Genomic DNA, 12,782 nt, shown 5'->3' on the forward strand with positions numbered 1-12,782 from the left:
TAGGTAAAAATATTGATACTGATGTTTTAAACTAATATTATATTGATGTGGGATTACGAGCAGCTATTTGAAATAATTACAGAACTGGTAATGCACCATTCTCCTAGTGGTGTAGAATCTGAGATTAACCAGTTTTTGATGCAGCGATTTGCAGCGCTGGGTGTAGAAGTTTGGTGCGATCGCGCTGATAATATTATTGCCAAAATTCCAGGGTTAAATTCTGAGAGGGCGATTGCTATTACTGCCCATAAAGACGAAATTGGCGCAATTGTCAAAAGTATTGGTGATCAAGGCCGTGTCGAAGTTCGTAAATTAGGCGGTTCTTACCCGTGGGTTTACGGTGAAGGTGTCGTAGATTTATTGGGAGATTACCAAACTATCAACGGTATTCTGAGTTTTGGCTCCCGCCACGTTTCTCACGAATCGCCCCAAAAAAATCAGCAAGAAGATGCCGCCGTCAAATGGGAAAATGCCTGGATTGAGACGAAACTCACCACTGCTGAATTAGAAGCAGCTGGTGTTCGACCCGGAACTAGACTGGTGGTTGGTAAACATCGCAAGCATCCCTTGAGGTTAAAAAATCACATAGCCAGTTATACCCTGGATAACAAAGCCTCTGTGGCGATTTTGTTGGCTTTGGCTCAAAGACTCAAACAGCCAGTAGTCGATGTTTATTTGGTAGCGTCAGCTAAAGAAGAAGTAGGGGCAATTGGGGCATTATTTTTTACCCAAAATCAACGTCTAGATGCCTTAATCGCTTTAGAAATTTGCCCACTCTCAACGGAATACCCTATTGAAGACGGGAAAAATCCAGTAATTCTTTCTCAGGATGCTTATGGAATTTACGATGAAAATCTGAATGGACAACTACGTCATAGTGCCAAGCAGTTAGAAATGCCAGTACAATTAGTGACACTCAGCCAATTTGGTAGTGATGCCTCAATTGCGATGAAGTTTGGTCATGTTGGCCGCGCTGCTTGTTTGGCCTTTCCTACACAAAATACCCACGGTTATGAAATTGCTCATTTAGGAGCGATCGCTAACTGTATAGATTTGTTAAAAACTTTTTGTGAAACTGAGTTCGAGTGATATGCAAAGATTGATTGAATGCGGAGGCGATCGCTTCTGGAAATTTTTAGATAATCAAAATGGTGCGTTAAGCAAAGCCATAACGCACCTTAGTGTTTGTATCCTTAAGTAAGTCAACTCAACTGTTCAAACTTAAATTTTCCTTTAATGAACTTGTTAAAGTATTGACCTTTAGACGGTGCATTGTCTAAATCTTCCTTGACACTGGGAGGTACTTTGAAATACTCGTAAACACTTCCACTATCAAATTCAATAGTCAGTGTTTGAGTTTTTGGCTCATAGGTAAATTGCTTAATAACGCTACCTTCAGGCTTGAGTAATGGGAAAGCGATCGCATCCCGAATACTGGCACAATCAGTTAATAACATTACCAACCGATCAATGCCAATCCCTAAACCACCTGTAGGCGGCATACCGTATTCAAGGGCTGTCAAAAAGTCTTCATCTACACCTTGGGCTTCTAAGTCGCCAGCAGCTTTCCTTTCAGCTTGAGCTTCTAAGCGTTCTCGTTGATCGATAGGATCGGTAAGTTCTGAGAAGCTGTTCCCAGTTTCTCGCCCGACGATAAATAACTCAAATCTTTCCACCAAACCAGGTTGAGAACGGTGGGGTTTTGCTAGAGGCGAAATTTCTACTGGGTAATCAATTACAAAGGTAGGTTGAATTAAATTAGCTTCTACTTTCTCTTCAAAAGCTAAATTCAGTAACTTACCAATTGATTTGGCTTCATCTACACCAGGAATACTAGCATTTTTACTTGCTGTTTTTGCTTCTTCCAATGTTTGAAAAGAATTGAAATCCAAGCCTGTAAATTCTTTAACTAAATCGTGCATTGTCACTCGCCGCCAAGGTGGTGTTAAATCTATAGGTTCCCCTTGGTAGGTAATTTGCAATGTGCCGAGTACGTCTTGGGCGACAGTGGTAATAATCCCTTCTGTCAACGCCATCATATCGTTGTAATCGGCGTAGGCTTGGTAAATTTCAATTGTTGTGAATTCGGGATTATGCCGAGTCGAAATTCCCTCATTACGGAAAACCCGCCCCAATTCAAACACCTTTTCAAAACCACCCACAATCAACCGCTTGAGATGAAGTTCTGTGGCAATTCGCAGATACAACTCCATTTCTAAAGTGTTGTGGTAAGTGATAAATGGACGCGCATCTGCACCCCCAGTCTCACTTTGCAAAACTGGCGTTTCAATTTCCAGAAAATCCCGTTCTTCTAAATAACGGCGAATACCAGCAGTAATTTGGGCGCGACGGCGGAAAGTTTGGCGTACTTCCGGGTTAACAATCAAGTCAACATAACGCTGACGGTAACGCTTGGCAACATCCGTTAATCCATGCCACTTGTCGGGTAGCGGCAACAGGGATTTAGTCAGGATAGTATATTGTTTAACGTAGACAGATAACTCGCCCTTTTCAGTCCGTTTAATAGTACCTTTAACTCCCAGGATATCACCTGCATCTGTGAGTTGTTTTAAGTGATTGAAGGCATCAGCATCAATATCTGCCATGCTTTCTTGGATGCGATTTTTATCCAAATAAAGCTGAATTGTGCCAGTTTCATCTTGCAAGGTGAAGAAAGCCAGTTTACCGAAAACGCGACGCGCCATAATGCGTCCAGCGATCGCAACTTCTAAATCAATTTCTTCTCCACTGGCTAAATCGGCAAACTTTTCTTGCAACTGCGCTGCATGATGGGTAGATTCCCAACGATAGGCATAGGGATTTGTCCCCAACTGCTTAAGTTGATCTACTTTTTCTAATCTGGCGGCACGGATATCTTCTTCCGACATGGTAACGAACTCTCAGAGGGCAAGATTAATTATAGATGCTGGAAAAGTAGCCAACACCTTAGAAGGTTGGAGAAGACAAAGAATTATCACAGCCTAACCTACCCGATCATATTTCCCTCATTGTCTGAATCACGGATTGATACGGATTACTAAATTACACGGTTGATTAACCCTCTTTTATCACTTTGGGAGAACCCAATCGCTGAAAGCCTTTCGAGGCTTTAATTTCTAAGTTTTGGCTATAAATTTTAGTTACTGTTAGAAAATAAAGCCTCAAAGCTTGGCTCAATCAAAGTTTCAGAATATTGCTTCGATTATTGTTTTCCGAGAGTGACAGAACAGGGTTAAGATGAAGTAGCTTTTTTGGTTGTCATCTTTTAATCAGTCTAACCCGTGTTCTACATTACAAGCCTTTTGAAGGTTAAGCTTTTGCTACCAAAGTTTATCAGTAATCCAACTTCTAATTTATAGACTTTTAAATAGTTGAGGGCTTGGGCTAGGTGGACATCTTCGAGTTGAATGACGGCTTTTAGTTCTACAAGGATTTTGTGTTCAACTACAAAGTCGGCTCTGCGTTTACCGATAGGTTCGGGTAAGCTTTTATAGTAAATGTGTTGTTCTATTTCACGGGCAAATTCTAGTTTTGCTTGACGCATCTCATAGGCTAGAGCGCGTTGGTAGATTACTTCTTGGAAGCCGTTGCCTAAAAATTTATGGACTTCAAAGGAGGCTCCAATAATTTTTTGAGTGATGTCAGCGTATTTTAAGCTACTCATTCTCCGGATCACGAATTTTTAAGGATTACTAAGATGGCACAGATTTTTACTCTGTGTCATCCTTTTATCTGTCTAATCCACATCACGGATTTTTACAGATTACAAGATAGTATAGATTTTAACTCAGTGTAATCTTGTAATCCATATCAATCTGTGATTCAGACGTTTGAGGAATTAGTGGAACAGTCACCTATCCTAAAATTTTGACACTACTTTTAAATTTATAAAATTGGACACGAATTATTTAGTGTATAAATGGAGCTAAGCGGGTTCGAACCGCTGACCTCTGCAATGCCATTGCAGCGCTCTACCAACTGAGCTATAACCCCTTACAGTGCGTTATCTATATTGACTTAGTTATTAATGCTTTGTCAAGTTTTTCCTGCCAAATGTAAATTATAGTCCTCTAACACTTAGCGCTCGTTAAGAAACTTGCAACAAATAGCTCATACAGTGACCCATCAAAAAGTAGACTACTAGCATGGCAGCAGCAGCTAAAGCTACCAACGTACCAGCTAGCATCAGAGAAAATTCTTTGTTCTCAACGGCTTTCTCCATTAGGTGCAGTGACCATGCCACCAGCGCCACATCAAATAGTAAAATAGGAATCAACATATTTCTTAATATTTATTAATACTTATACATTAATGTTAACACCCTTTTAGAGAACTGTATCTAACTTACGATAGATGTGGTTAGTTTTCGATGATGTTCTTCGAGTTACTGGAATAACCGTACAGACAAGTGGCGATCGCGTAAGTAGTTCTTAATTTCTGCCACGCTTAATTGCCCGTAATGCAGTAATGATGCTAATAGTGCAGCTTCGGCTTTGCCTTCTGTTAGTGCCGTGTAGATATGTTCACAATTGCCTGCACCACCAGAGGCAATTACTGGAACTTGTACAGATTCTGCGATCGCTCTTGTCAAGCTTAGGTCGTAGCCAGCTTGAGTACCGTCAGCATCCATACTTGTGACTAGCAGTTCTCCTGCTCCTCGTTTTTCAACTTCTTGTGCCCAAAGTAAGGCATCTAAACCAGTGTTTTCTCTACCACCTCGCACATACACATCCCAGCCTGGGTTGTTAGGGTCAACTCTGCGTCTGGCATCAATAGCAACAACTATACATTGATTACCAAAGCGATCGCTTGCCCGATTAATCAAGTCTGGTTCACGTACTGCCGCAGAATTAATACTAACCTTGTCAGCTCCCGCGCGTAACAAAGCTTTAACATTTTCTAAGGATTGAATACCACCACCGACAGTGAGTGGAATAAAGACTTGTTCAGCAGTACGGTAAACTACATCAATAATTGTATCTCGATCTTCATGAGTCGCTGTAATATCCAGAAATACTAACTCGTCTGCACCAGCTTCGTTGTAAACCTTTGCCAACTCAACCGGATCGCCCGCATCTTTAAGGTCAACAAAGTTAACTCCCTTTACAACTCGTCCCGCCTTCACATCTAAGCACGGTAAGATTCTTTTAGACAACATAATAACTTTTGAACTCCTGGGTAATTGTCCGGAATTTAAATTTTAAATTGGCGCGCGTATTCCCAAACGAAAATCTTCGCATCCCTTGTTAAGTAGCAAGCATGGCGGCAGATATAGCGCTCAAACAGTCCTCAAGTCAAAGTTGATAGCTGAATTATGGCGATAATCTCCTCGAAAAAACAGCCTCAAGAACCCAACGGACAACCAAAGCAGCCACAAGAGTCGGCGAAAGCGTCTCCCAAGGAAAACGTTTTGCAACCTGAAGCTGCTATTGATGAACAAGGTAAGCAAGAAGAGAGTATCCGACCACAGCGATTTGCTGATTACATTGGGCAAAAAGACCTAAAGGATGTCCTGGACATTGCCATTAAAGCAGCCAAGTCGAGAGGTGAGGTGCTGGATCACTTGCTGCTATATGGGCCTCCAGGATTGGGTAAAACGACAATGGCAATGATTTTAGCATCAGAAATGGGGGTAAATTACAAAATTACCAGTGCGCCAGCGCTAGAACGTCCAAGGGATATTGTAGGGTTACTAGTTAATCTCAAACCCGGAGATGTTTTATTTATAGATGAAATTCATCGTCTTTCCCGGATGACAGAAGAAATTCTTTATCCGGCTATGGAAGATTACCGCTTAGATATCACCATTGGTAAAGGTTCTAGCGCTCGCATCAGGAGTTTACCACTAGCAAAATTTACCTTAGTGGGAGCCACAACTCGTGTAGGTGCGCTGACTTCACCATTACGCGATCGCTTCGGCTTGGTACAAAAACTGCGATTTTATGAAGTTGATGAACTAAGCCAAATTGTTTTACGCAGCGCTCAATTTCTCCAAACCCCCGTTACAGAAGATGGTGCAATAGAAATTGCCAGGCGATCGCGAGGCACACCACGGATTGCCAATCGGTTACTCAAGCGGGTACGTGATTATGCAGAAGTCAAATCATCAGGAGAAATTACTGAAAGTATCGCAGCCGAAGCATTGGAACTATTCCAAGTAGACCCCCGTGGTTTAGATTGGACAGATCGCCAAATGTTGAATGTAATTATTGAACAATTCAACGGTGGTCCGGTAGGGTTAGAAACAATTGCCGCCGCCACAGGTGAAGATACCCAAACAATTGAAGAAGTGTACGAACCTTACCTCATGCAAATTGGTTATTTAAGCCGGACTCCTCGTGGTAGGGTGGCGACAAAAGCAGCATACAAGCATTTGGACTTTAAGCCACCCAATAATGAACAGTTGTCGCTGTTGTAATTAGGGGTTAGGGAATAGGGGCTAGGGAATAGGAAGCAGGGGAGCAACAAGAGGGAAAAGGGTAAAGGATGAAAAAATAAACCCTTTCCCCCTTACCCATTCCCCTTTACCCTTCTTACCCATGCCCCATGCTCAATGCTTTTGTTTATAGACACAGGTAAACCAGATGATTAAATTAATTAGTATTTTTCTCAGTTTGTTACTTGTGTTTGGCTGGAGTAGCCCAGTTATGGCGCTATCTCAACAGCCCAGTATGACTCAAGAGCAGCTACAGCAAGGAGATGAGTGGGCAAATCAGGCCTTTGCAGCCACGAATCAAGGTGATTTTGCCAAAGCTGAACAGTATTGGACAAAGATTATTGAGCAATTTCCCTCTAATGCCGGAGCATGGAGTAATCGAGGAAATTCGCGGGTGAGTCAGAATAAGTTACAAGATGCTTTGACAGATTACAACAAAGCCATAGAACTAGCTCCTAATGTTACCGATCCTTATTTGAATCGTGGTGCAGCATTAGAAGGGTTAGGAAAATGGCAAGAAGCGATCGCAGATTATAATCATGTTCTGGAACTAGATCCTCAAGATGCAATGGCGTACAACAATCGGGGTAATGCCAAAGCAGGTTTAGGAAAATGGTCAGAGGCGATCGCAGATTATCAAAAATCAACTGAAATTGCCCCAAATTTCGCCTTTGCTCGTGCCAATTATGCCCTCGCCCTCTATGAAACTGGTCAAACCGACCCAGCAATCCGCGAGATGAAGAACATAGTCCGTAAATATCCCAAGTTCGCTGATATGCGTGCTGCTCTCACCGCTGCTTACTGGGTTAGCGGCAACAAAGGCGAAGCAGAAAGTAATTGGGTAGCAGCTTATGGACTAGATAGCCGTTACAAAGATATGAACTGGGTGAAAAATATCCGCCGTTGGCCTCCCAGCATGGTTGCAGCTTTAGATAAGTTCTTGAAATTACAGTAGATGCACTTTTAGGTTATTTTTTCCACCCCCCAGCAGAGGTATTTACTATAAGAGTATTTTTGGTTTAGTTTTTTGGAACAAAACTAAATAAATTTACCATGACTCATTTTGGTATTCTCAGCCCTGGTGCAGCAACAGGCCCACTCAACACCATGCTTCCCTTAGGGCAAGAACTTCAAAGGCGCGGTCATCGCGTCACCCTCTTTGGAACGCTCGATACTCAACCCAAAGTACTAGCAGCAGGAATAGAATACTGGCCAATTGGAGAGCAAGATTTTCCGGTTGGTTCATCAGCAGAATCTCTTGCTAAGTTGGGGCAGTTACGTGGACAGGCTGCATTTAAATATACTATTGATTTGCTCAAACGGGTTTCGGCTGTGACGTTTCGGGACGCTCCAGCAGCAATGAAAGCAGCAGGTGTAGAAGCTTTGCTTGTAAACCAGAGTTCAGTAGAGGGAGGAACAATTGCTAATTTTTTGGGAATTCCTTTTGTGACTGTGTGCAGCGCCGTAGTACTGAATCGAGAACCTAGCATTCCTCCTTTTTTTACCACTTGGAAGTATAGTCCAGCTAGGTGGGCGCGTTTACGCAACGAGTTGGGTTACAAGCTATTGAATCGCGTTGCTAAACCACTTGCAGAGTTGATAGATGAGTATCGCCGAGAGTGGAAATTACCTTTGTACTCTGTTCCTAATAATGGTTACTCTCAACTGGCTCAAATAAGTAATGCACCCGCTGAGTTTGAATATCCCAGACAGGAATTGCCTCCTTGGTTCCATTTCACAGGAAGCTACCATACTGCCGCTAATCGCGCATCTGTTCCTTTTCCCTACGAAAAATTGACGGATAAACCCTTAATTTACGCTTCGATGGGAACATTGCAAAATCGTTTGACTTGGGTTTTTGAGACTATTGCCTCAGCTTGTGAAGAATTGGATGCTCAGTTAGTCATTTCTCTAGGAGGTTCTGCTAAACCTGAATCACTCCCAAATCTGCCCGGCAAACCTTTAATAGTTGAGTATGCACCTCAATTAGAAGTATTAGAAAAAGCCACCCTCATGATTACTCATGCGGGAATGAATACAACAATGGAATGTGTGAAAAAAGGAGTGCCAATGGTGGCGATTCCAGTTGCTAATGACCAACCGGGAGTAGCAGCCCGTATTGCTTGGACAGGGGCAGGTGAGTTTATTACCCTTAAAAAATTGAATGTTCCCAGGTTGCGGAATGCTGTCAAGCGAGTGTTGACAGAAGAATCTTATAAACAGAATGCCCTCAGATTACAAACAGCTACTCTCCGTGCTGGGGGGGTAAGTCGAGCCGCTGATATTATTGAGCAGGCCGTGTCTACGGGTAAGCCTGTCTTAGCTTGAACACAACTTAACTAAAACTAGTCTGAAGAATGGGATGATTTTGAGAATGCTTTCTTCCCTTTACTACCATCTTCACACCTCCTCCTGGTGAAAACAGCAAACCTTTACGTACTGGCTGTACTGGTTTATAGTCAGCTAATTCCATTTGCCAGCGAGAAAGGATTGTCACTAAAACCAGTTTCATCTCAAACAAAGCTAGTGCCATACCAATACAACGGCGATTTCCACCACCAAAAGGTAAGTACTCATAAGGAGTAAATTGACGTTCTAGAAAACGCTCTGGTCTAAACTGCTTAGGTTGAGGATATAAATCTTCTCGATGATGGGTCAAATAAATAGAAGGAATCAGCAAAGTACCAGGCTCAAACTTGTATTTTCCAATTTGTAGCGGTGATTTGACCACTCGATTTAGTGCCGATATTGCCACCGGGTAAAGGCGTAGCGTTTCAGAACAGACAGCATTCAAATATGGCAATTGGAAAATAGCATTTGAATCGAGGTTTTCACTCAACTTATCTAGTTCTTGGAGTAGTTTCTCTTGTACCTGGGGCAAATGGTGAATCCAGTATAATGCCCATGATAAAGAGGTTGCAGTCGTCTCGTGACCAGCTACTAAAAGGGTCATCAACTCATCTCGCAACTCTAAATCTGTCATAGGCTCTCCTGCTTCATCGCGAGCAGCCATCATCAAAGATAAAATGTCATTCCGAGACGGGTCTGGTTGCACTTTGCGTTCTTGAATTTCAGCATAGATGAGTTCATCGATTTGCTGCCTTAAACGCAGATAATTTCCCCAAGGACTCCATGCGCCTAAATCATGTCTTAATGACGGAAAAAGAAGCAGAACCGTTCTGATGATAGGTGTTTTAGGATTTAATATTGCAATTAAAAGTTCCTTGAGCTTCTCATAACGCGATCCATCTTCTAGACCAAAAACAGCTTTTAAAATTACTTGGAAAGAGATTTCTTGCATGAACGGTAGAACTGTAAAAGGTTCCCCAATCTGCCACTGACCAGTCACTTGCGTAGTAATGTTGCCAATTAATTGACCATAAGAAAGCATCCGTTCTCCGTGCAAAGGGGGTGTCAATAGCTTTCTTTGACGTTGGTGGGGCTTTCCGTCTAACGCCAGCAGTGATTGCTGCCCCAATAAAGGTGATTTAACACCTGCTGCCTCACCAGAGTCCAACTGTTTGGGAGGAGTATTAAAAATCTGCTGAATTGCCTGGGGATTGCTAATGAATACTTGAGGAGTAGAATTTTGTCCTAGTCGGAGAGTAAATAAGTCTCCATAGCGTTTAGCACAATCTTCCATGTACTCCAAGGGGCTAATTAACCATTGGAGCGTCTGAAGCCAGGGGTGAGTTTGGGGGCCGTTGGGCAGTTGCTGTGCAGACATTTTTATTAGTCTCCCAATAATCAAAGCAAAACTGGCATTTTATGCGCCCGTTGTTTTGATTGATCTTAGAACATAGATGTAGGCGATCGCTTTGTCAATAAAACCATTTGGCGTTGCTAGTGAAGAATTAAGGTAAAAAGTAAAGTTTATCTACCTTTTACCTTCTCTCTACATTTGGCACTACTTTTGTAACCAAACTGAAACTGAACCACCTGGACAAGGGAAATTTCCCCAACCATCATTGTTGGTATAGACAATTTCCTGGATATGTCCAGTAGAGTCATAAAAAGCTGCGTTGGGGCGGAACACATTCATCCACTTGTTCCCGGCTTCGCTATTGGTCATTACCACAGCCATTGCTCCCGGATGTTCGCTATTACCCAAGCGCGTCCAACCAATGGTATTGGGGTGATCAAAATAATCGTGTTGGTCGCCAAAACCATATTCTTTACGAGCTTTCAAAAACTTGTCAATCAAGAATCTATGAGAGTGAAGGGTAGCATCGCGTCCTTTGTCGTTATATTGCGCTCCGTAATAATCTGCATAAAAAACGCAAGGATAGCCTTCACGGCGTAACAAGATCAGTGCATAAGCTAATGGTTTAAACCAAGGTTCAACAGGCGATTCTAGCGATTGGCATGGTTGAGTATCGTGATTTTCCACGAATGTCATTGCTAAGGCGGGTTGTTCTCTTACTAAGGTTCTGTCAAAAATAGTCCGCATATCGAAACTACTGCCTTGGTGACTGGCCTGGTGAAACTTAAAGTGTAGGGGTACATCAAATAACGACAGTCGCCCTTCACTAGCAGCAAGGTAGCCGTGTAAAGCATCAATATCCTGAGACCAATATTCCCCAACACTAAATAATTCCCGCCCACCAAAATGAACTCGCAAATGATTGAGCCAATCACGGAAAAAGGAGGAGCGGACATGTTTGACAGCATCAATGCGAAAACCATCTACGCCTGTAGTGTCAATAAACCAACGCCCCCAATACATCAACTCGCCGCGTACAAGGTCATTACCTGTATCCAAGTCGTTCGCTAGCAAATAGTCATAGTTGCCATGTTCGTGGCTAACTTCTGTTTCAAAATTTTTATCTTTAATGCGGTAGAGCTTGTCTGCTCTTTGAGTATCTGCGTTATAGGACAATGAATCAAAGCACCACCAATACCACTTCATGCTGGAGTATTTATCTCCACGCCCAGGAAAATTGAACTTTGTATAAGCGCCCATTTCATACCAGTCACTGACTGCACGGTTGCGATCATTCCAATCCATCTCTTGGGCAAAGATGCGTTCTATCTCATCGCCACCATCTTTATGGTTAAAAACTACATCGGCGTAAATTTGAAGGCCAGCACCTTGGGCTGTTTTAATGGCTTTGAGATATTCTTCGCGTGTGCCGTATTTTGTCCGAACAGTACCTTTTTGATCAAACTCACCCAAATCAAACAAATCGTAGACTGCATATCCGACATCCCACGTTCCGCCACTACCCTTATATGCTGGTGGCAGCCATAAGGCAGTAAAGCCTGCATTAGCTAGCTCATTGGCTGTTTTATTCAGCTGGTTCCACAGGTTGCCATCATTTGAGATGTACCAGTGGAAATACTGCATTATTACACCGTTGCTCATGCGATCGCCTTTTCCTGCTACAAATATCTGGTGCTAGCGTAAGTCGTTTTGATCACACAACCAATGCATCATCCAAATTTATTTATGTTTTAATAGCAACTCAATAAAGTAAGTAATTGGGTGTTGGGTATAGGGCATGGAAAGATAATTTTTTACTCCTGACTTTTAACTAAGCACTATTTTCTGAATCTTGACTGGATTTAGTTCCTCGACATTGCTCAAAACTATTGCGGCTCCTGCTGTTAGGAGTGTCTCGGCGTATACATCACGGCGCGTTGCTGTTTCTTGTACATGAGGCGGTAAAACTCCCACACCAATCCAAGTACGGTGAGGGTTTATCTCTCGCGCTTTGACTACGGTGTACATGTCAGCTACTGTATCGCCAACATATAGAATTACTGATAATTCATCCAGATCATTCTCTAACTTTTGGACAGTAGCAAAAAGTCCTGTGGGGTCTGGTTTACCTGGTGCATCTTCCATTGCAATCAACGCTGGAGACTTCAAACCCAAACGTTTTTCTAAAACATAGTTAGCGGAAGCACGGGTAGCACCACTGAAAAACCCCCAAGCAATTCCAGCTTGTGTCAGTTGTTCTAAATAGCTGGCTTGCAATAATAAAGGTTCATGACAGATATACCCGGTAAAATTGTCGGGGTCTGTACCTCGGTAACGAGACTGGAAGAAAGCCACAATAGCGTTGTAGTCCAGTTGCAGTTGCTCACGGGACTGTCCTCGCCCTGTAAAATGGCGGTAAATTAATTCTTGGGAGGCTTCCCAATCGTTATTCCAAACGCCTTCCGACTTTAGCTGGTCAATGTCTAGGGGTGTCGGACGATAGGCTGCATTTGTAAAATACTCTACTGTATCTGCGATCGCTCGACGATAAGAACCACTAACATCGCGTACAACACCGTCAATATCGAAAATGACAATTGCTTTTTGAGTCATGGGAATGGGGCATGGGGCATGGGGAATGGG

General features: G+C 42.7%; 11 protein-coding genes and 1 tRNA gene. 4 read left to right on the top strand and 8 right to left on the bottom strand.

The window, feature by feature from the left end:
• Nucleotides 1–45: 45 nt before the first annotated feature.
• Entirely contained in the window at nucleotides 46–1,089 is a 1,044-nt protein-coding gene (locus I8751_RS08830; RefSeq protein ID WP_214438795.1) for a M42 family metallopeptidase, read from the top strand.
• 113 nt (nucleotides 1,090–1,202) lie between these two features.
• Here the strand turns inward: I8751_RS08830 and lysS are convergent, their stop codons facing one another.
• The 5 genes from lysS to hisF all read right to left on the bottom strand — a co-directional run bounded on the left by lysS (nucleotide 1,203) and on the right by hisF (nucleotide 5,158).
• Entirely contained in the window at nucleotides 1,203–2,888 is a 1,686-nt protein-coding gene (gene lysS, locus I8751_RS08835) for a lysine--tRNA ligase (RefSeq protein WP_214438796.1), read from the bottom strand.
• 398 nt (nucleotides 2,889–3,286) lie between these two features.
• Nucleotides 3,287–3,664, bottom strand: a complete 378-nt coding sequence (locus tag I8751_RS08840) for a GxxExxY protein (RefSeq protein WP_214438797.1) — start codon at nucleotides 3,662–3,664, stop codon at nucleotides 3,287–3,289.
• Nucleotides 3,665–3,920: 256 nt separating this feature from the next.
• Nucleotides 3,921–3,993, bottom strand: a tRNA-Ala gene (locus I8751_RS08845).
• A 94-nt stretch (nucleotides 3,994–4,087) separates the two neighbouring features.
• On the bottom strand, nucleotides 4,088–4,279 hold the full coding sequence (locus I8751_RS08850) for a hypothetical protein (protein WP_214438798.1): 192 nt from the start codon (nucleotides 4,277–4,279) through the stop codon (nucleotides 4,088–4,090).
• A 105-nt stretch (nucleotides 4,280–4,384) separates the two neighbouring features.
• Nucleotides 4,385–5,158, bottom strand: coding sequence for an imidazole glycerol phosphate synthase subunit HisF (gene hisF / locus I8751_RS08855; protein WP_214438799.1), 774 nt, complete (start codon nucleotides 5,156–5,158; stop codon nucleotides 4,385–4,387).
• Nucleotides 5,159–5,314: 156 nt separating this feature from the next.
• Here hisF and ruvB point away from each other — a divergent pair, with 156 nt between their 5' ends.
• The 3 genes from ruvB (at nucleotide 5,315) to I8751_RS08870 (ending at nucleotide 8,764) form a co-directional block, all read left to right on the top strand.
• Nucleotides 5,315–6,418 (top strand): Holliday junction branch migration DNA helicase RuvB, encoded by a 1,104-nt coding sequence (gene ruvB, locus I8751_RS08860; RefSeq protein ID WP_214438800.1) that lies wholly within the window; start codon nucleotides 5,315–5,317, stop codon nucleotides 6,416–6,418.
• Between the two features lie 166 nt (nucleotides 6,419–6,584).
• Nucleotides 6,585–7,391, top strand: a complete 807-nt coding sequence (locus tag I8751_RS08865) for a tetratricopeptide repeat protein (protein WP_214438801.1) — start codon at nucleotides 6,585–6,587, stop codon at nucleotides 7,389–7,391.
• A gap of 98 nt (nucleotides 7,392–7,489) precedes the next feature.
• A complete protein-coding gene (locus I8751_RS08870; protein ID WP_214438802.1) occupies nucleotides 7,490–8,764 on the top strand; it encodes a glycosyltransferase in 1,275 nt (424 codons plus the stop codon).
• Nucleotides 8,765–8,771: 7 nt separating this feature from the next.
• On the opposite strand, the gene I8751_RS08875 is transcribed toward I8751_RS08870, so the two are convergent.
• The 3 genes from I8751_RS08875 to I8751_RS08885 form a co-directional block, all read right to left on the bottom strand.
• Entirely contained in the window at nucleotides 8,772–10,163 is a 1,392-nt protein-coding gene (locus tag I8751_RS08875) for a cytochrome P450 (RefSeq protein WP_214438803.1), read from the bottom strand.
• Between the two features lie 180 nt (nucleotides 10,164–10,343).
• Nucleotides 10,344–11,801, bottom strand: a complete 1,458-nt coding sequence (locus tag I8751_RS08880) for an alpha-amylase (protein WP_214438804.1) — start codon at nucleotides 11,799–11,801, stop codon at nucleotides 10,344–10,346.
• Nucleotides 11,802–11,966: 165 nt separating this feature from the next.
• Entirely contained in the window at nucleotides 11,967–12,752 is a 786-nt protein-coding gene (locus I8751_RS08885) for a TIGR01548 family HAD-type hydrolase (RefSeq protein WP_214438813.1), read from the bottom strand.
• Between the last annotated feature and the right edge of the window lie 30 nt (nucleotides 12,753–12,782).

The sequence above is a fragment of the Atlanticothrix silvestris CENA357 genome, assembly GCF_016056295.1.
GTDB classification, from domain to species: Bacteria; Cyanobacteriota; Cyanobacteriia; order Cyanobacteriales; family Nostocaceae; genus Atlanticothrix; species Atlanticothrix silvestris.